Consider the following 20,788-nt stretch of genomic DNA (forward strand, 5'->3'; position numbering starts at 1 on the left):
TTGAATGGTGTAGGAGCGTTGCAGCATTTCGGAAGAGCGATCATGCTTCCTACGATGGTGCTGCCGGTTGCCGCCATCATGTTAAGCTTAGGGCATTTGCCGTGGGAACATGCCGGCATGCCCGCAATCGGCAACGTCCTGGTGGTGGCCGGTCAAACGATATTTACGTTTCTTCCTTATTTCTTTGCCGTGGGAGTCGCCCTCGGCATGGCGAACAATGCCGGTACGGCCGGTATTGCGGCGCTCCTCGGCATTTTTATTTACCAGCAAATGATGGAGCAGATCGCCCATATCGATTCCCATCCGCCGAATTTGGTCGGCGTCATCTTAGGCGTTATTGCGGGCAGCGTCCATAATCGGTATAAGGATTTGAAACTGCCCGAATATATCCAGTTTTTCGGCGGACCGCGTTTCGTGTTGTTGTTTATGGGAATCGCTTCGGTTTTCATTTCTTTTCTAATGATGTGGCTGTTCCCGTATTTGCAGGCGGGCATCCAAGCATTGGGCGATCTGTTGCTGGCGTCCGGCGGAATCGGCGTGTTTCTATTCGGTGTTTTCCAACGGATTCTGGTTGTTTTCGGCTTGCATCATTTATTGAACTATGTCATGTTTTTTGAAGTCGGCACCTATGACAACGGCAGCGGGGACGTTATACGCGGAGATTTGATGCGCTTTTTTGCGGGGGACCCGACGGCCGGACAGTTCATGACGGGACTTTACCCGATGATGATGTTTGCAATTCCCGCGATTGCCTTCGCTATCATTCACGAATCGCGCGAAGATCTTAGGCCGAAAATTCGCAAAACGTTTCTCACCTCGGCATTTGTCAGCTTTTTGACGGGAATTACCGAACCGATCGAGTTCGCTTTTATGTTCGTAGCCCCGTATTTATTCGTTATTCACGCTTTGTTGTCCGGCTTCGTCATGTGGCTTACCTATTATTTGGATATCCATCACGGGTTTTCTTTTTCGGCGGGCGCGATCGATTATGTGCTCAACGGGTATTTGGCGAAGAAGGGCCTGCTGCTTATTCCGATCGGCCTATGTCTGGGGCTGGCTTACTATTTTTTGTTTCGCTTCGTTATTCGGAAATTCCAAATTCCGACCCCGGGACGGGAGGAAGGATCGGTATTGGACGATTGGGCGGGCAGTTTGCCGTATCGGGCGCCGCTCATCTTGCAGGCGCTTGGAGGGAAAGAGAATATTGTCCGCATCGAAGCTTGCGTAACAAGACTGCGCCTGACGCTTGTGGACGACCGCAAGCTGGACCGCAGCGCGCTCCGCTTATTGGGCGCGGCAGGCATGATCAGGCTGGGAGGCGGCAATATTCAAGTCGTCTTCGGCACGTATTCCGAAATTATCCGGGCGGAAATTGAGAAACTGATGCATAAGAAAGTAAATCAGGTTCTCTTCAACGCTCCGGTGCAGGGTCGCATGATTCCGTTAGAGGACGTTCCCGACCAAATATTCGCCCGGAAGCTGGTAGGCAACGGCGTTGCCTTCATACCCGACCGGGGAGAAGTCGTAGCGCCCGTCGCGGGGCGCATCATGACCGTCTACCCGACGAAGCATGCGATCGGCATCGAAACGCCGGAAGGGTTGAACGTTCTGATTCACCTTGGAATCGATACTTCGGAGTTAAACGGGAAGGGCATTACGGTAAGCGCCCGGGAAGGAGACGAGGTCGCGCCCGGACAATTGCTGATGAAATTCGATCTCGCCTATATCCGTAAACATTGCGCGTCTTTGGCGACGCCGATGGTGATCACCAATCCGGAACGGGTTAAATCGTGGAGCTTCGCTCCGTTCAAAGCGGTTAAAAAAGGACAAGCTTCGGTGATGTCCGTTGTAATCAACGACAGTGATGTTGGAGGGGGTACACAATGATCCAAGGCATCGGCGCATCGACAGGAATTGCGATAGGCAGAGCCTTCGTGCTGCCTACGTGGGAATGGGATTTGCCCGAGCAGAAAATGGATGCGGTAGATTTGGCCAAAGAATTCGAACGGCTGTACGAAGGAATTCGTACCTCTAAAAACGAAATCGAGTTTTTGAAAAATGAAATTCGGGAAATCGTAGGACCGGAGCAATCGTCGATCTTTGACGCCCATTTGGCCATATTGGACGATCCGGTCTTTATGAATGAAATTCAAGGCATTATCGAACGTCAATATAAAGCGGCGGAAGTAGCGGTCAAAGAAGCGATCGATCATTTCGTCATGATGTTCGATCTTCTCGACGACGAATATATGAAGGAACGGGCTCTGGATATTAAAGATGTCGGCAACAGGCTGCTCAAGCATTTGCTCGGCGCGCCGGAAATTACGCTGCCGTCCGACAACCAGCCGTACATTCTCGTGGCGAAAGAATTGTCCCCTTCCCAATTGGCGAACTTGAACCCGAACAACGTGCTGGGTCTGGTGACGATGCTCGGAGGCAAAACATCGCATGCCGCCATTATGGCGCGCGCGCTCGGCATCCCGTTAGTTCTCGGCCTGGAAGGCAAGTTGATGCAGCCGATTCAAACCGGGGACATGCTCGTCATCGACGGGGGAGCCGGGACGATCAATATTCATCCTTCGGACAAGGTCTTGGAGCGCTATGCGCAGCTCCAGCGCGATCTCCACGAGGAGAAGAACCGGCTGGAGCGTCTGGCGCATGTGCCGTCGGTTACGCCGGACGGAGCGGTCATGCGTCTTTCCGCCAATATTAGTTCCGCAAAAGAATTGGATCTCGCGCTCAAGCACGGAGCGACCGGGGTCGGATTGTTCCGCACGGAATTTCTATATATGGACCGCAGCCAGTTTCCAAACGAGGACGAGCAATTCGAGGTATACCGCAGCGTTGTTGAACGGCTAGGGGAGGAGAGCGTCGTCATTCGAACGTTAGACATCGGAGGCGACAAACATTTGGACTATTTCGATCTGCCCGAAGAAGACAATCCCGCGCTCGGATACCGGGCCATTCGCGTTTGTTTGGACCGCAAGGAAATGTTCAAGACGCAATTGCGTGCGATCTTGCGCGCGAGCCGCTACGGAAACGTGAAAGTGATGTTTCCGATGATTTCTTCGATTGACGAAGCAAGGGAAGCGAAAAGGCTGCTGGAAGAGGCGAAGCAGGAATTGGAGGCAAGAGGCGAAAAAGGGATTGCGGATATTCCCGCCGGCATTATGATCGAAGTGCCGGCTGCTGTAGCGATTGCTGATTTGCTTGCGGAAGAAGTCGACTTTTTCAGTATCGGCACGAACGATTTGGTGCAATATGTGCTGGCGGTCGACCGGATGAACGAACAAATTGCCCATATGTATGAACCGTTTCATCCCGCCATATTAAGAATGTTAAGAACGATCGTCGAAGCGGCGCGGAACGGGGGCATACCGATTAGCGTTTGCGGCGAAATGGCCGGGGACGAAAGAGCCGTTCCGATCTGGCTTGCGATGGGCGTGCGTAACTTAAGCATGTCCGCTCATTCGATTTTGCGGGTGAAAAATCGTATATTGCAAACGGATAGCGGAGCTTGCGCCGAATTTTTCCCTTCGCTGTTCGAATGCCGGACGAATGGAGAAGTCGAACAATTGCTCGATACGTTCGCTCTTGAATAACATAAATATTGAAGGGGCTGCCGTGAAGCGGGCGGCCCTTTTTGCCGTCTTGCCGCATTTCAGCGATACGCCTGCGTACCGGGAAAAGATAAATAAAGTCCGGCTCTTACAAGCACGGGCAAGGCCAGTTTGTTATAGAAGTTCCGGGCAAACCGGAAATAGTATTCGTCAACATAGCTCTGCAAATAGGCCGGGCTGACTTTGCGATAGACGGACCGAATAAACCTAAGCGCTCTACGCCTCGAAATTTCTCTCGCTTTTTCAATAACAGGCTCCGTCTGCGGCCGAACGGGTTTCTTCCTGGCGGCTTCGGATAAAGGGTGAAATCCGTTGGAATGTTGCATCGCCATTCGAACCGCTCTTAGCATCCGGCTTGCGCTACGATAATTCAGTTGCAACGTTGCCGCCAATTTGCGCGCAGTACAAAGTTCGCCGGATGCGATCCAGCAAAATGTAAACATCCAATAGGATAGGGGCAGCTTGGTCCCATGCATGACGGTTCCCGATGTAACGGAAATTTGGGCGTGACAATCGAGACATTCGTGTACATGACGGGATTCGATGTAGCAATGCCGGTTACTATCGCATCTTGGACAGCAAAAACCGCTTGGCCAACGCAGTTCGCTCAAGTACGACCGGCAAGCTTCGTCATCTCCGAATTGCCGCATAAAAGCGTCCAGCGACATCATCCTATCACATCCTCATCTCCTTGTTATACATATTATAGCAAACATACGTTCGTTTATCAAGCCATAATTGGGATATCGAGGATCTTTTTGGCGAATGTATCTCTTTTACGTACCTTCTGATCAAGGTACATATATTATAGCCATGAAAGATATCGCAATACATGTTTCTATGGAATCGAAAAGGATGGAAACTATATTCAAGAAAGCGAATGGAATGCATATTCGAAGGGCAACGGAAAACGTTATTAAATATGAAAAGTGCATGCTGTAAAAGGCGAATGCGGAGCTTCTTCTGTGGAGAATAAGTAAGAACCGATATATGTATCAGAGTCAGACGGCAAAAAATCGAGATACTAATGCTGCTCTCAGTGCGATCAATGTGCATGATAAAAACGGGCAAACCGGATACGGCGATCAATTAGTACAATAAAGTTGTGATATGGAAGAAAGTTTCGATACATATTTGGCGAAACTAGGTAATGCGTGGAAGTGACATTTTCATGAAAATGTTGAAAATAACCATGAAATAAAGTGAAAATCGATGAAAATGAGTTGTGCTCGCCCCCTTTTTTCGTATATGATGAAATATAGGGAAAACGGTCGTTTCATGGAAACCGGAGCGCATCCCGGCGAACAGGCCGAACTGTATCGACGATTCAGGCGTTGCTTGGCAAATAGAATAACCGCCGGGAATGGTACCGGCGGTCTATCCGACGTGCTAACGCGCTGCCAGCGCATCGCAGAACGCTTTCGCGTATGGCGGCAAATCGGGAGGGCGGCGGGCGGAGATGATATGGTTATCGACAACAACCGCTTCGTCGAACCATTCGGCTCCGGCATTTTCCATATCGTCGCGAATGCCTGGCGTGGACGTAACTTTGCGATTTTGCAAAATTTTCGCGGAGATGAGCACCCACCCCGCATGGCATATTTGCCCGATTGGCTTACGGTCCGCATCCATTTCGCGAACAAGCGACAGTACTTTGTCGTAGCGGCGCAGCTTGTCCGGCGCCCAGCCTCCGGGAACGAGGATGCCGTCGTAATCGGCGCTGTCCGCTTCGTCGAACGAAAGCTCGGCTTCGGCCGGAACGCCGTATTTGCCGATGTATTTTTTGCCCTTTTCCGGGCCGACCAGCGTCACGATCGCGCCTTCTTCCCTTGCTCTATACACGGGATACCATAGTTCCAAATCCTCGAATTCGTCATCGACGAGCGCGATAATTTTTTTACCGGTTAAACGCATTGACCATCAACTCCTTCACAATCTTAGCTAGTTGCTATGTCTCTATTGTACCAAAGAATGTGATCAAGATCATTGCTTTCCTATAGAGATAATAATTACTACCATCGGGATAGAAGGAGTTCCGCCGAACAAGTCGAATGTATAAATTATTATTCTGATCGCAATAAAGGACGATCATTTTGACATTCAACGGGGTGGTCAGTGTGCACAAACGTTGCCAATGCGGTAATGAGATGAAATTGTTGCTTCGAACTGTCGTTTATGCAGGCAAAACGGAAATCGCCAATGTTCCGATTTTCTCATGCGGCTCTTGCTCGCAAAGCGAAGTGCTCTACGACGTGAAGCGGGATTTGAAGGAATTGATAGCGAATCTGGGTTCGAATCCGGACGAGCACCCGATTCGTTTCGAAGATTGCAACGAACTGGTCGACGTTCTGTACGAAGTCTTTACGCAGGGCCTCGCTTACGCCAATGTTCGCAATATTGAGGCGATGCTGGAAGAGAGAATTAATCAATTGCTGGATCTTTATTTATTGGCTCGATCGTTGAGCGATCGACATTGGACGGCGGAGATCGAGAAACGATTAACGCAAATTACGTCGTTTTCCTTGCATGCCTATCGATCGAATGCGAAGTAAGCTCCTAGCGATGCGCAAGCTTGAGGGAAGGACCGCCGCTCGCGGAGCTACTTTGGAGTATGATACAATAAGGTGAATGCGCTGTTACGTTGCGAAAAGTAAAAAATTGTCGTATTATTACATTTAATATGTACTGCAATGAAACGACCCATTTGGAAAATTTGCTAAATATGCTCTAAAAAATCTGTAGATATTGGAGAGAAGGAATGTGACGGTAACTATTTACGATGTAGCAAGAGAAGCGGGGGTATCGATGGCGACAGTTTCTCGGGTCGTAAACAACAACCCGAACGTTAAACCGCAAACCCGCAAAAAAGTGTACGAAGCAATCGAACGTTTGGGCTATCGCCCGAATGCGGTAGCGAGAGGATTGGCCAGCAAGAAGACGACGACGGTCGGAGTAGTCATTCCGGACATCTCCAATCAAATTTTCGCGGAAATTGCTCGAGGCATCGAAGATATCGCGAACATGTACCATTACAATATCATTCTTTGCAATGCCGATAAGAAGAAAGAGAAGGAGATCCGCGTCATTAACACGCTGCTCGAGAAGCAGGTTGACGGATTGCTGTTCATGGGAGGCACGGTCACAGACGACCATATTCAAGCGTTCCAAACATCGTCCGTGCCGATTGTGTTGTGCGCGACGAAGGACGAGCATGGCGCTATACCTTCGGTAGACATCGATCACGAAGGCGCGGCGTTCGACGCGGTCAGCACGCTCATTCGCCACGGCCATCGGGAAATCGCGATGATCAGCGGCACGCTGCAGGATCCGGCGAACGGTTATGCCCGCTTCCAAGGCTACAAACGAGCTCTGGAAACGGCGGGTATTACGTATCAGGAGGATTTGGTGCGTATCGGCAACTACCGTTACGAATCCGGCGTCGAAGCAATGAAATACTTCCTCGGATTGAAACGAAGACCGACGGCCGTATTTACGGCAACGGACGAAATGGCGATCGGCGCCATTCACAGCATCCAAGACGCAGGATTGAGAGTTCCCGACGATTTTTCCGTGATCAGCGTTGACAATATTCGGATGGCATCGATGGTTCGTCCGCAGTTGACGACCGTAGCCCAGCCTATGTACGATATCGGCGCGGTAGCGATGCGCTTATTGACCAAGCTCATGAAGAAGGAGAACGTGGAGCAATCCCATGTCATCTTGCCGCATGAGACGATCCTTCGCCTGTCCGTGAGCCATGTCAATTCGTGATGGGGAGTAACGGGATGAAACATCAATACCGCAAAATTGGAATCATCGGAGCGATGGACGAGGAAATCGAGCTGTTGCTTCAGCAATTGGAACAAGTGCGGCGTACTGAGCGGGCGGGCGTCGTTTACCACGAAGGAGTGTTCCGCGATCGCAACGTCGTCGTTTGCAAGTCGGGCGTCGGCAAAGTGAACGCCGCGGTTACGACGCAAATTTTGATCGACGCTTACGGCGTCGATTGCATATTGTTCACCGGCGTAGCGGGCGCGTTACACCCTTCGTTAAACATTGGCGATATCGTCGTGTCCACGACTTGCATGCAGCATGATATAGACGTAAGCGCGCTCGGCTTTCCGCGCGGCGTCATTCCTTTTCAGGAACGCTCGGAATTTGCGGCGGCTCCCGACTTGGTCGAGCTTGCCGCCGCAGCATGCGAAGGACTGTTCGGCGGGCGGCATATGCTCGGCAAAGTATTGTCCGGGGATCAATTTATCGCCGACCGTTCCATCGTCAAGGAGTTGTTCGAAACGATGGACGGCGCATGCGTCGAAATGGAAGGAGCCGCCGTCGCTCAAGTATGCGCGATGAACGGAACGCCGTTTGTCGTCATTCGTTCGATGTCGGACAAAGCGGACGGTTCCGCGCATACGAATTTTCCCGAGTTTACGAAACAGGCTTCCGAGCATTCGGTTCAAATTATTAGCGAAATGATAAATCATTTCTAATTAAGGAATATCTTGCATGGCGATTTCGATCGTGCGCAAATTTCTGTTGCAAATTTCCGTACGCCTCGGTATCGCTTCCCATTCGGTTAGGTCATCCAACCAGGTTGCGGGGAGCGGTAGCGAGGTTTTTTGCTGCCAGCGCTCGAGCCATGGGCGCGGCAAAGGCGTAAGCGGATTTTCCTTGATTGCGCGCAGCAGCGGGTCATCGTTCATTTCAAGCCATAGAAGGCTCCATGCCCGCGGAACGACTCGCCATATGTCATAGCCTCCTCCGCCGAGCGCAATCCATCGCCCGCCGCAGAAACGATGCGCAAGCTCGTGTATAATCGCCGGCATTTCGGCGTATATGCGCATGCTGCAATGCTGATGCGACAGCGGATCGTAGGCGTGGGCGTCGCAGCCGTGCTGGCTGACGATGACGTCGGGCCGGAAGACGGACGTGACGCGAACGACCGTTTCGCGAAAGCATTGCATCCACGACTCATCCTCGGTAAACGGTTCCAAAGGAATGTTGAAGCATGTCCCGTAGCCGTCCGATTCGCCTCGTTCATGCACGAATCCGGTGCCGGGAAACAAATATTTGCCCGTTTCGTGGATCGAGTAGGTGCAGACGTCCGGATCGGTATAGAAAGACCATTGCACGCCGTCGCCGTGATGGACGTCCGTATCGATGTACAACACTCTGGCGCCGTAACGTTTGCGGATATGAGCGATGGCGATGGAAGCGTCGTTATAGATACAGAAACCGGCCGCTCTCCCGGATAATGCATGATGCAGCCCTCCGCCGAGATGCAGCGCATGCAAGCATCGGCCGGACATCACCGCATCCGCCGCCGTCAGCGACCCGCCGACAATCGCAGCCGCCGCTTCATGCATTTGCGCGAAGTAGGGAGTTTCTTCGGTATTCAGCCCGAAAAGTTCCGCAAGCCGGGTCCAATCGGCCGCAGGCTCGGCTTCGCTGAGCGCCTTGACGGCTTCGATATATTTCGGTTGATGGATATGAAGAAGATCCTCGTCCGCCGCCGTACGGGGCAATACGATTTGCTCCTGGCGAAGAGCGCCGATCTGTGTCAGCAGATCGCCCGTCAGCTTCAGCCGGTTCTGATTGAACGGATGATCATCGTTGAAGCGATATGTTAACGTATCGTTATGGTGAACGAATAAAGCGTTTGCAGACGACATAAGTCGAACGCCACCCCCTCGCGAGCTATAATTAATACATGAATCTCCGTTGGAAACGGACGCGGTCGAATTGCTGTTCCGAGGAATTCGGAACGTCCTTGCCGATGCGGACCATCAAGCAGTTGGCCGGATGCGAGCAAATTTCCGGATCGTCCGTGGCGTACCAAATCATGCCGACCGATTGCATCAGTTTCTCCATCATTTTGCGGTAATCCCATACGCTCAACCCGCTGCCGTCCAAATCCCAATGCCAGTAATATTCCGTTGTGAACACGATATAGTTTTCCATCTGATCGTCTTCGAACGCGGTTTGGATCATTTTTTTGCCAAGGCCGAAACTGCGGTATTCTTTGGCTACTTCAACCGCCCCTAGTTCGATCAAATCTTCCATGTTGCCTTCCGACCAGCGCTCCAATTCGTCCGGATAGTGAAATGTTACGTATCCGACGATCGTATGCTCGTCCCTTGCGACGATAATTCTGCCTTCCGGCAGCTCGCTAATTTCGATCAAGGCTTCATGCTGTTCCTTCGGCCTTCGAAAGGCGCGCAGACCCGGGTGCATCTGCAGCGTTTTGAGCGTTTCGGCGCGAACCGGACCTTCGACGATCAGCACTTTATCCTGAAACTGCAACACATGGGCGTGATAAATTTTCCGATGTTCCACGAGCACAACTCCTTTCATCTCTATTAACTTATAACAAAAAAACGATTTTTTGAAAAGGAATAGGCGAATGAAGTCAGGTATGCTATAATGGTTGTTGCCATAAAATATACAAACTTTTCTGATCGATCGTATTGACAGCATGAGATTCATCCTGCGACCTACGTTTTATTTCCCTTGAAAGCGTTTAAATTGCCGTTTTTGACCTAAATTGCGAGTAAAGGAAACTTATATTTGTAAATGAAATGGGAGGATGGAAAATGGAGAACATGCAAGACGAAGTACTGCAAGTCGTGGCGACAAATTCGAACTTGAAAAATTACGAGGAAGAGTATGCGGGTTTCAACTGGGAGGAAGTCGAGAAACATTTCTCCTGGTACGAAACGGGAAAAGTGAATATGGCGTATGAGGCGCTCGACAGGCATGTGGAGAACGGGCTCGGGGATAAGATCGCATTGTACTACAGCAATGCGGAGCGCGACGAGAAGTACACGTTCGCGCAATTGTCGCGCAAATCGAACCAATTCGCCAACGTGCTGCGCAAGTATGGAATACAGAGAGGGGACCGCGTCTTTATTTTTATGCCTCGCTCCCCGGAATTATATATCGCTTTGTTCGGCATTTTGAAAGTAGGCGCGGTCGTGGGACCTCTGTTCGAGGCTTTCATGGAAACGGCGGTCAAAGACCGGCTTGAGGACAGCGGCGCCGTGGCCGTCGTCACGACGCCTGAGCTGGAATACCGCGTACGCCGCGACGAATTGCCGGAATTGAAGCATGTCGTGCTCGTCGGGCAAAATGTGGAGGCGAGTGCCGGGACGATCGATTATTTCGCGGAAATGCAGCAAGCTTCCGATGAGACGGAGATTGAATGGCTGGGACGCGAAGACGGCCTCATTATGCATTACACCTCCGGTTCGACCGGCAAGCCCAAAGGCGTATTTCATGTGCAGAACGCCATGCTGCAGCATTATTATACCGGGAAAGTCGTGCTCGATTTGCAGCCGGACGACGTTTATTGGTGTACGGCCGATCCGGGTTGGGTAACCGGAACTTCGTACGGCATCTTCGGGCCGTGGCTGAACGGGGCGACGAACGTAGTCCGCGGCGGCCGGTTCAACCCGTCCGATTGGTACAACACGATTGAGAAATATAAAGTAACCGTATGGTATACGGCACCTACGTCGCTTCGGATGCTGCTGGGATCGGGCGAGGAAACGCTCGCCAAATTCGATCTGTCCAGCTTGCGGCACGTTCTTTCCGTCGGTGAGCCGCTTAATCCGGAAGTGGTGCGCTGGGGCATGAAAGCGTTCAATCAGCGCATACACGACACGTGGTGGATGACGGAAACGGGCGGTCAACTCATATGCAACTATCCGAGCATGCCGATCAAACCGGGATCGATGGGACGTCCGGTACCCGGCGTACAGGCGGCGATTATCGACGATAGCGGCAATGTGCTGCCTCCGTACCGGATGGGCAATTTGGCCATTAAGACGCCTTGGCCGTCGATGATGCGCCAAATCTGGAACAACCCTGCCAAATACGAGGAGTATTTCCGCTTTCAGGGCTGGTACGTATCCGGCGATTCGGCTTATATGGACGAAGACGGTTATTTCTGGTTCCAAGGCCGGGTGGACGACGTCATTAATACGGCCGGCGAGCGGGTTGGGCCGTTCGAGGTCGAGAGCAAGCTGATCGAGCATCCGGCGGTGGCCGAAGCGGGCGTCATCGGCAAGCCGGATCCGGTGCGCGGGGAATTGATCAAGGCGTTCATATCGCTGCGGGAAGGGTATGAGCCTTCGGACGAATTGAAAGCGGAGATCGCCAAATTCGTCAAAGAAGGCCTCGCTGCGCATGCCGCGCCGCGGGAAATCGAATTTAAGGATAAATTGCCGAAAACCCGGTCCGGCAAAATTATGCGCCGCGTATTGAAGGCATGGGAATTGAACTTGCCGACTGGCGATCTTTCGACGATCGAAGATTAACGAACAAATATATTCAACTTTTTGCAAAAAATGTATTGACAAATTTATGAAGCAGACGTTATGATTTCTGTGAACAAAATAATTCATGAACATAACATGTTACCTTGACAGGGCATGCGTTATGGAGGTTGGCTAGCAAACTTCTTTGACGTATGCCCTTTTTGTTGTGTCGAATTGTTTTGTAAAATTTTAAACGACGCTGGAAGGAGTTTAAAAAATGAAAATCAGATGGGGGAAATCAATAACAGTGCTGCTCATCGCCATGCTCGTTCTTACGTTGGCGGCAGCCTGCGGTTCCAAAACGGCGGAACAACCGAACGAGGGAGCGAAGACGGAAGCGGGGTCCGATTCCGGTACGGATACGAATACGAACACGAACAACAATACGGACAGCGGTACGACGGAAGGCGGCGGCGAGCCCGCCGCGAAAGAGATTTCCGGCGATTTTGAAATTCAATACTTTGTAGGCGGTTACGGCGACCAAGGTTGGAAAAAAATTCTCGCCGCGTTTAAAGAAAAATACCCGAATGTAAACATTAAAGAATCCGCCGGACCGAAAATTAACGAACAAATGAAGCCGCGCTGGATTTCCGGGGATACGCCTGATTTCGTATACATCGACGGAGCGGGCTCGAACGCGACGCAAATGGTGCTCGACGGCCAATTGATGGATTTAACCGATTACATCAAGGAAGCTAAAAACGCCGACGGCGACAAAATTATGGATCAGTTGCTGCTGCAGCCGATCCAATACGAAGGCGACAAATATTATGACATTCCGTTTGTCTTCGGTTCGTGGGGCATATTTTACGATAAAGCCGAATTTACGAAAAACAACTGGAGCGAACCGACGGATTTCGAAAGTTTCATGAGCATTTCCAAGCAAATTCAAGACTCCGGTAAAATGTATCCGTTGATTTTCACCGGCAAATACCCGTACTACTTCCACGGCGGCATTTTGGATTCGGCGTTTGTCGTCAATAACGATAACGACACTTCCATTTTGCAAAGAATGGCGGCGCTCGAAGAAGGCATCTTCAAAAGCGAGCCGGTCAAAAAAGCGTTGGATCAAATGGTGAAAATCCGCGATGCCAAAATTATCGATCCGGCTTCGGCGCAAATCAATCATACCGATTCGCAAGCGATGTTCTTGCAGCATAAGGACGCATTTATTCCGAACGGCTTGTGGCTGGAGAACGAGATGAAAAAGGATGTTCCGGAAGGTTTCGATTTCGGCTTCATGCCTTCCATTACGCAAGCTCCGGGAGGGAAATATATCGCTATTCCGTTTACGGCTACGGTCGCCATTTCGAAAAACGCGAAAAATCCGGACGCTGCGAAAGCGTTCCTGGAATTCCTCTTCACGAAACAGTCGGCAACGACATGGGCCGTTGAAACGGGCGCATTAGGCAACATTAAAGTGGACTTGGAAAATTCGGATGCGAGCGCATTATCGAAGAGAGCGATGAAGTTTTACGGCTCCGACAACACGATTGTCGCACCTTACGTCCAATTGAATGCGGATGTCGACACGGAAAAGCAAAATGCTACGTTAGCGCTGATGACGGGCAAAATCCAACCGGAAGAGTGGATGGACCGGCTGGAAAAAGCGGCGGCGAAAGCGCGGAAATAACAACAATTCAACGTCTTGGGGGAAAAGCGTTTCCCCCGGGACGCTTTAACATGTTGAAAATCGATACGGAAATGGAGGGGAAAGCCGTTGAACGGAAGCTCGGACTTGGAGAGCGCGACAGGGAGAACGGTGAACAGGACCCCGAGTACAATGAGTTGGAAAACGAAACGGAAAATTTTCATTTTTATATTTATCGTACCAACATTCTTGTTTTTTTGCTTGTTTACGATTTACCCGATCTTTGACGGGCTTTATATTAGCTTTTTCGACTGGTCCGGTTCCAGCAGCCGGGCGAATATGGAATTTATCGGCTTGGACAACTTTAAGGAACTGCTGCTCCATGACAATATTATCGGCTGGGCCATCTTGAACGACTATTTTCTCGTCGTCGGCAAGACGATCGGGATTATGCTGCTCGCTACCTTTTTCGCGGTGGCGGTTACGAGGCTGCGCATGATATGGTCCGGATTTTTCCGCTCGATCTTCTTTATTCCGAACGTCATTTCGGTCGTTGTGATCGGCGTATTATGGAATTATATTTACAATCCGACCATCGGATTTTTGAATTCGTTTTTGTCGCTATTCACGAAGGAACCGGTGACGACGCCGTGGCTCGGCGACGCCGCCTATGCGATTTGGTCGCTCCTGCCGCCATCGATTTGGGCGGGGATCGGGTTTTATATGATTTTGTTAATCGCCGCGATATTGAACATTCCCGATTCGATCTACGAAGCGGCCGGCCTGGACGGGGCATCGCAATGGCAGCAATTTATTCATATTACGATGTCGCTCACATGGGAGCAAATCAAAGTGTCCGTCTTGCATATCGTCATGACGACGCTGAACGGCTCTTTCATTATCGTCTGGATTATGACGGAGGGCGGCCCGGACAACGCAACGCAAGTAATGGGCTCCTATTTGTATCAAATGGGTTTCAGGCAGTTCCATATGGGATATGCGGCGGCAATCGGCGTGCTGATCCTTGTGCTGTCTTTAATTACGATATTGTCGCTTCAACGCTTGATGCGCAAAGAAACGTACGAGATTTCATAAGGAGGCAAACGATCGAACTATGGACAATCGAAAACGATTTTCGTTTCTGCGCGCCATTGCGCTTGCCTTCATGATGATATGGGCGGTATGCGTTCTTTATCCGCTTGTATGGACTATTCTAGGCGCGTTGAAAGACAATCAGCAATTTCTGCTTAATAAACCTTGGAGTTTGCCGCAAATTCCGCTCGTTTGGGAGAATTTCTCCAATGTTTGGAACAATTATCATGTGGGCACTTATTTTACGAATTCTTTGATTGTTACGGTAGGAAGCACTTTGCTCGCATTGCTGCTTTCCTCGACGACATCTTACGTTATCGCGCGTTTCCGGTTTACCGGCAGCCAAGTTCTGTACAACACCTATTTGGCTTCCATGATGATTCCGATGATACTCGGGCTCATCCCGCTCTTTTTCCTCTTGAACAGATTCGGGCTTATTAACAATTTATTCGGTTTAACGCTTGTATACGCTGCGAGCGTCCTTCCTTTCGGCATGTTCGTCATGGTCGGATTTTTCAAAACATTGCCGAGAGAATTGGACGAATCCGCATCGATCGACGGCGCTTCGTTTTACGGCTCGTTCTTCCGGATTATGCTGCCGCTTGCGCAGCCCGGATTAATTACGGTCGGAATTATGAATGTATTAAACATATGGAACGAATATATTATGGGGACCGTGCTTGTCAACGATCCGTCCAAATATACGCTGCCGATCGGCATCGCGGTCATGCAAGCCGAAATGCAATACCGCACGGAATGGGGGCCGCTCTTCGCCGGTCTCGTACTGTCCATTCTGCCGGTATTGATCATTTATATCGTCTTCCAACGACAAATCGCGAGCGGCATGACCGCAGGCGCTGTAAAATAAACGGAAAGCTCTAGATTGCGAACGGCATCTGTCGCAATACGTTTCGAAGCGAAAATAAATCCCGTATCACGCCCGGCGTGATACGGGATTTTGCACGTTGTTGCGAAGGATTCGTTACTCTTTAAACTCCACGGCTTCGGAAGGCGAGGATTCGCCGAAACTGTTCGAGGCGGTAATGCGATACCATCCGGATAAACCGGCCCCGATATAATCAAATTTAGGTACGGTCGTGGTCGACAATTTTTTGTATGTGCCGTCTTTCGATTCGCTGTAATAGATCGTATACTGTTTAATTTGCTCGCCGGCGCCGTTTTCTTTCCAAGATAACGACAGGCCGAGCGCATTGGCCGCCACGGTCGGCTTATGCGGCGTACTGGGCGCACTTGTTGCCGTAGTATCCGAATCTTCGCCGCCATCCGATCCTTCCTCGCCGAGGCCGGGCAAATCCGGGAAGACCGGGCTGCCGCCGCCGTCAAGGGAGACGATTTGGCTTGGGGCCGATTCGTTCCCGGCGATATCCACTGCGGTTACATAATAGCTATATTGATTGCTTGACGATATGTCGTTCTTCAATTGCAGCTCATCGCCTGTGAGCACCGTGCCAATCTTCTGATAGGGCGCGCCGTTCATTGAACGGTACACGCGGTAACCGGCCACATCCGTTTCCCCGGAGGCGGTAAAAGAGATGCGCACCGGTCCGTCAAGCTTCTCCAGGCGTACGTTTTGCGGCGGATTCGGCGTCGCTCCGTCGTCGATCCTCGGATCTTCGGAAGCAGGAGCGTCGAGACCGGCATCTTTCGGCAAGTACGACTGCAAGGATCCGCGGTTTTTGCTCGTCACTCTCGGCAATGCTTGCTCGATTTCCTTCATCAGTTCTTGCAACGGCTTTTCCCGTTTCACGACGATCTTCTCGCGCAGCATGTCATCCGGCGTAGTCGGATGCGGTATATAATTGACTCCGTTGTAAGTAACGTATTTCATGCTGACAAGCACGTCTTCCTGCTCGGTAGGGACGTATTTTTTATTGAAAATATCCGTAACGAGCCGTCCGGATTGTCTCGTTAATTCCGACGGCAGCTTGCCGCTGTATCCGGAGACGGTCATTGACACGATGCCGTCCGGCTTTTCGAAACTTGTCGTCTTGAATAGATCCGGCCGCGCATCCGTTACCTCGTTCATAATGGTTGCCCAAATTTTGCGGGCGCGCGTTCTGCCGTCCGTCGAAAGCGTATGAATCGGCTGGTCGTAGCCTGCCCATACGCCGAGCGTAATATCCGGCGAGTAGCCGAGGAACCATACGTCCGCATAGTTTTGCGTCGTTCCCGTTTTGCCTACGATCGGAATTTTCTTATAATTTTTAAATTCGGAAGTAAGGCGGGAAGCCGTTCCGGACGTAACGACCGTTCTAAGCATATCGGTCATTAAGTAGGCAGTCTGTTCGGAAACGACCGTTTCCGGCTTCAATTCGTGCTGGTAAACGATATTTCCTTTCGAATCCACAATTTTGCCGATGATATAAGCGTCGTTGAACACGCCGCGGTTGGCGATCGTGCCGTACGCATTCGTCAACTCCTCAACCGATACGCCGTACTTCAATCCTCCGATGACGCCGGTCTGGGCATGGTAATCTTCCGGTTGAATGGAGTGAATGCCGACTTTTTTGACGAATTCCCATGATTTCTCGATGCCGAGCTTTTCCAAAAATATTTTCAGAGCGGGCAAGTTCAACGACTTATTCAGCGCGTGGCGCGCCGTTACCAAACCTTCGTATGTGCGATTCACGTTCATTGGTATATGATAGCCGTTCGTGCCGTTCTTCAGCACAATCGGCGCATCGTCGATAATGCTGCCCGGTTGGATTAAGCCTTCCTCCAATGCCGGCAAATACGCCGCGATCGGTTTCATCGCGGAGCCCGGCTGCCGCAGCATTTGCGTTGCAAAGTTCATTTGTTCCAAGTAATAGTCTCTGCCTTCGATCATTCCAAGAATCGCGCCTGTTTTATGATCGAGCATGACGGCGGCAATTTGCTCCACCCCTTTGACGTCGTGATTGGGGGAGAAGTGATCCGGATTGCTCGATATTTGATGCATGAGATCGTAAATTTGCTTGTCGATCGTCATATAAATTCTGTAGCCGCCCCGCAGCAAATGTTCGCGTCCTTCTTCCAAAAGTTCGCTGTATTCCTTTTTGGATAAATCCGCAGCGGTCAAGGACGAATCTTTTTGCATGACCAGAATTTTGGCCGCTTCGCGTTCGGCTTCCATCATGAGGTAAGGATATGTATTATATGCTTTGTTCGCCGCCGGTTTGGCCAGAGAACTTTTTATGTCGAATCGCAAAGCCTCATCGTATTGTTCTTTCGTAATTTTCGACTCTTCCAGCATGCGGCGCAATACCAATTGTTGTCTTTCGATCGCTCGCTTAAAGCCTTTCTCGCTAAATTCGCCTTTGCCGTTAAAGGCGGAGTAGACGGAAGGAAGCTGCGGCAATCCCGCAATATAAGCGCTCTGGGCGATGTTCAATTGGTCGAGCTGGTCGATGTTGAAAATGCCTTTCGCCGCCGCCTTGACGCCGTGCAATTGATAACCTTGGGAGCCGCTGCCGAAAGGAACTTTATTTAAATAAGCCGCCAATATTTCGTCTTTGGATAAAAAACGTTCCAGCCGCAACGCCAGGAAAATTTCCTTCACTTTCCGGTCGTTGGTCCGGTCCAAATTAAGAAAAACCCTTCTGGCCAATTGCTGCGTCAGTGTGCTTCCGCCCGTTTGCGTTTCTTTGTTCAGCACTTTTTGCAGCACCGCTCGCGTCGTTCCCTTGAAGTCGATTCCAATATGGTTATAGAAATTGTTGTCTTCCGTAGCCAAGAGCGCGTCGATCAAGGGCTGTGGAATTTGCTTTAAATCTACCAGTCTTCGGTCTTCGTCGGTCCGAAGCTGGCCGATTAAGGTGCCGTCGTTGAAATAGACAAAACCGGTTTCGGTATTTTCGCTAATTTTCTCTTGGATGAGCGCTTGGGAACGGATCGGTTCGTCTTTCACGATCGAAGCGACGTAACCGAATACAGCTCCTCCGCCGAACAAGCCGATGATGAAGATGACGGCAAACAACCATTTGGCAATATTCCAGATGATTCGGCCTGCCGACCTGCGCCGCTTTCCTTTGTTCGGTTCGGAACTGTCCTTTTGCTGCTCTACATTGTCTCCAACCATGTATCGGTTCCTCCTTTATAACAGGTATATTATAGCATAAAGCCTTTGACTTTTGGATAATTGTTCAAGAAAGGGGAGGAAAGACCGATAATAAGGAGGGGGCCTCCGCCTTTGACTTTAGTCCAGTATGAAACTGGCCTTAAGTCATTTGCGGCTGTTCCTGCGCCGAATATATAATAAATTTTGGAAATCGAGTCAGGAAGGAAGAAATCGATGATATGAAGCGGAATCGAATCCGGAACTCCACATTTATCCATGCGGTCTCTATTTTATTTTTTATCGAATTTGCGCGGAGCGGGTTTGTGTTTTCCTATTTGCCGGCATATGCCGCGAATGAGTTGCAATTGTCCGCGTCCGTGATCGGAATCGCGATATCGATTCATTATGTCGCGGATACGCTCATCAAATGCGTCGCCGGCTTCTGGCTTGACCGGCTGAATCCGAGGTTGATTTTATACTTCTCGCTTGCTTGCGTAACAGGGGGCTTGCTGCTCGCGAATTATGCCGGATCCGTTTGGTCTTTCGTGACGGGGACCGCTTTGATCGGCATCGGGGTGTCTCCGATATGGCTCATCTGCTTAAGCGAAGTAAACCCGGTCGGCCGGGCGTCGCAGATGGGAATGTTGTATACCGCCTGGTTTGCAAGTCTAGGGGGCGGACTCGTCATTACGAATTTTTTGATCGATCATGATATATTTACTGCTTTTACCGTGCTGATGGCGATGTGCTGCGCAGGATGCGCTGCGGCATTGCCGTTCGAGCCCGAGGCGAATTCGGCGCTCCGGCAAATTCCGTTGAAACGGCAATGGATCGAATTGCGCAATAAGCTGGTTCGGATGAAGCCGCTCATTCCGGGAATGGTGCTGCAGACGACGGCGGGCGGGATGCTTGTGCCGATATTGCCCGGCTTTGCGGCGAATACGCTTGAATTGAATTATTCCCAATATTCGCTCTTGTTGTTGGTCGGCGGGATATGCGCCACGGCATTGCTCATTCCGATGGGGAAGTGGACGGATCGTCTGCATTACAGAGTCTTTCTGGTGATCGGTTTCGGGGCGATCACGGCCTTCTTGTTCGGCATCACGTTTATTCGCGGTCTCGCCTATATGATTCCCTTCGCCGTCCTGATCGGAATCGCCTTTGCGGCCGCGATGCCCGCCTGGAATGCGCTTATGGCGCGCTATGTGCCGCAGGAACATCCGGGAATGGGCTGGGGCGTACTGTCCAGCGTGGAAGGGATCGGCGTCATGATCGGACCGGCGATAGGTGGGGCGATCGCCGGCATATACGGCGAGACGGCCACCGTTTGGATCAGCGCGGGTTTGCTCGGCGTCATTGCGTTGTTTTATTTCTTCTTTACGCCGGCGGAAGACAAAGAAGGAGCGTCCCGGCACATGCCGGCGTCGTAAGCGGGGAAGCGGGCAAAGAAAAACAACCTTGCTTCGGCATAACCGAGGCAAGGTTGTTGTTTTGTCGTTCTTATCGGCTGTAGAACTCGACGATTTGCTTCTCGTCGATTTCTTGAGGAAGCTCGGAACGCTCAGGCAAACGGATATATTTGCCTTCCATCGCGTTCTCGTTAAACTCAAGATATGCCGCAAGATGATTGCGGTTTTCGAGCGCTTCTTTTACCGTGGCAAGGTTTCTGCTTCTTTCGCGAAGGCTGATCACATCGCCTGTGCTTACGATATACGAAGGAATGTCAACCTTTTTGCCGTTAACGGTAACATGGCCGTGAGCGACCAATTGGCGAGCGCCGGCACGGGAGTTGGAAAGTCCCAGACGGTAAACGAGGTTGTCCAAACGGCTTTCCAGCAAGATCATGAAGTTTTCACCGGCGATGCCTTGCATTTTGGCAGCTTTGTCAAACAAGTTGCGGAATTGTTTCTCGTTCAAGCCGTACATATGGCGCAATTTTTGCTTCTCTTGAAGCTGCATGCCGTAGTTGCTAATTTTTTTGCGTTGTCCCGGGCCATGTTGGCCTGGAGGGAACGGGCGTTTCAATTCTTTGCCGGTGCCGCTCAAGGAAATGCCAAGACGGCGGCTTAGTTTGAATTTCGGACCTGTGTAACGTGACATGTATAAA

General features: G+C 50.8%; 16 protein-coding genes. 10 read left to right on the top strand and 6 right to left on the bottom strand.

Annotated features, from left to right (window positions below):
- On the top strand, positions 1–1,887 hold the full coding sequence (locus KQI79_RS00935) for a glucose PTS transporter subunit IIA (protein WP_216536322.1): 1,887 nt from the start codon (positions 1–3) through the stop codon (positions 1,885–1,887).
- The gene (ptsP, locus tag KQI79_RS00940; RefSeq protein ID WP_216536323.1) at positions 1,884–3,602 is read left to right on the top strand and encodes a phosphoenolpyruvate--protein phosphotransferase; all 1,719 of its coding nucleotides are present in this window, start codon (positions 1,884–1,886) and stop codon (positions 3,600–3,602) included. The genes KQI79_RS00935 and ptsP overlap by 4 nt, the downstream gene beginning before the upstream one ends.
- A gap of 59 nt (positions 3,603–3,661) precedes the next feature.
- Here the strand turns inward: ptsP and KQI79_RS00945 are convergent, their stop codons facing one another.
- Complete coding sequence (locus KQI79_RS00945; protein WP_216536324.1) at positions 3,662–4,291, bottom strand: transposase; 630 nt, start codon at positions 4,289–4,291, stop codon at positions 3,662–3,664.
- A gap of 718 nt (positions 4,292–5,009) precedes the next feature.
- Positions 5,010–5,534 (bottom strand): type 1 glutamine amidotransferase domain-containing protein, encoded by a 525-nt coding sequence (locus KQI79_RS00950; protein ID WP_216536325.1) that lies wholly within the window; start codon positions 5,532–5,534, stop codon positions 5,010–5,012.
- Positions 5,535–5,767: 233 nt separating this feature from the next.
- Here KQI79_RS00950 and KQI79_RS00955 point away from each other — a divergent pair, with 233 nt between their 5' ends.
- From KQI79_RS00955 to KQI79_RS00965, 3 genes are all read left to right on the top strand, one after another.
- On the top strand, positions 5,768–6,172 hold the full coding sequence (locus KQI79_RS00955) for a hypothetical protein (protein WP_230191920.1): 405 nt from the start codon (positions 5,768–5,770) through the stop codon (positions 6,170–6,172).
- Positions 6,173–6,380: 208 nt separating this feature from the next.
- Positions 6,381–7,391 carry a catabolite control protein A gene (gene ccpA / locus KQI79_RS00960; protein ID WP_216536327.1) on the top strand — a complete coding sequence of 337 codons (1,011 nt, stop codon included), beginning with the start codon at positions 6,381–6,383 and terminating at the stop codon, positions 7,389–7,391.
- Between the two features lie 14 nt (positions 7,392–7,405).
- Positions 7,406–8,113: a 5'-methylthioadenosine/adenosylhomocysteine nucleosidase gene (locus KQI79_RS00965; RefSeq protein WP_216536328.1), complete on the top strand. Its 708-nt coding sequence runs from the start codon at positions 7,406–7,408 to the stop codon at positions 8,111–8,113.
- On the opposite strand, the gene KQI79_RS00970 is transcribed toward KQI79_RS00965, so the two are convergent.
- Both KQI79_RS00970 and KQI79_RS00975 read right to left on the bottom strand, forming a co-directional pair.
- Positions 8,114–9,295, bottom strand: coding sequence for an acetoin utilization protein AcuC (locus KQI79_RS00970; RefSeq protein WP_216536329.1), 1,182 nt, complete (start codon positions 9,293–9,295; stop codon positions 8,114–8,116).
- Positions 9,296–9,326: 31 nt separating this feature from the next.
- A complete protein-coding gene (locus tag KQI79_RS00975; RefSeq protein ID WP_216536330.1) occupies positions 9,327–9,959 on the bottom strand; it encodes a GNAT family N-acetyltransferase in 633 nt (210 codons plus the stop codon).
- A 257-nt stretch (positions 9,960–10,216) separates the two neighbouring features.
- Here KQI79_RS00975 and acsA point away from each other — a divergent pair, with 257 nt between their 5' ends.
- The 4 genes from acsA to KQI79_RS00995 all read left to right on the top strand — a co-directional run bounded on the left by acsA (position 10,217) and on the right by KQI79_RS00995 (position 15,492).
- A complete protein-coding gene (acsA, locus tag KQI79_RS00980) occupies positions 10,217–11,941 on the top strand; it encodes an acetate--CoA ligase (RefSeq protein WP_216536331.1) in 1,725 nt (574 codons plus the stop codon).
- 217 nt (positions 11,942–12,158) lie between these two features.
- Entirely contained in the window at positions 12,159–13,574 is a 1,416-nt protein-coding gene (locus KQI79_RS00985) for an extracellular solute-binding protein (RefSeq protein WP_216536332.1), read from the top strand.
- A 150-nt stretch (positions 13,575–13,724) separates the two neighbouring features.
- Positions 13,725–14,627: a carbohydrate ABC transporter permease gene (locus KQI79_RS00990; RefSeq protein ID WP_216536370.1), complete on the top strand. Its 903-nt coding sequence runs from the start codon at positions 13,725–13,727 to the stop codon at positions 14,625–14,627.
- 19 nt (positions 14,628–14,646) lie between these two features.
- Entirely contained in the window at positions 14,647–15,492 is an 846-nt protein-coding gene (locus KQI79_RS00995; protein WP_216536333.1) for a carbohydrate ABC transporter permease, read from the top strand.
- A gap of 114 nt (positions 15,493–15,606) precedes the next feature.
- Here KQI79_RS00995 and KQI79_RS01000 read toward each other — a convergent pair whose 3' ends face one another.
- Positions 15,607–18,702, bottom strand: coding sequence for a transglycosylase domain-containing protein (locus KQI79_RS01000; protein WP_216536334.1), 3,096 nt, complete (start codon positions 18,700–18,702; stop codon positions 15,607–15,609).
- A gap of 218 nt (positions 18,703–18,920) precedes the next feature.
- Here KQI79_RS01000 and KQI79_RS01005 point away from each other — a divergent pair, with 218 nt between their 5' ends.
- Positions 18,921–20,111 (top strand): MFS transporter, encoded by a 1,191-nt coding sequence (locus KQI79_RS01005; RefSeq protein ID WP_216536335.1) that lies wholly within the window; start codon positions 18,921–18,923, stop codon positions 20,109–20,111.
- Positions 20,112–20,181: 70 nt separating this feature from the next.
- On the opposite strand, the gene rpsD is transcribed toward KQI79_RS01005, so the two are convergent.
- Positions 20,182–20,781 (bottom strand): 30S ribosomal protein S4, encoded by a 600-nt coding sequence (gene rpsD / locus KQI79_RS01010; protein ID WP_216536336.1) that lies wholly within the window; start codon positions 20,779–20,781, stop codon positions 20,182–20,184.
- Between the last annotated feature and the right edge of the window lie 7 nt (positions 20,782–20,788).

Origin of the sequence: Paenibacillus sp. MSJ-34, from assembly GCF_018918005.1 — a bacterium.
GTDB lineage: Bacteria > Bacillota > Bacilli > Paenibacillales > Paenibacillaceae > MSJ-34.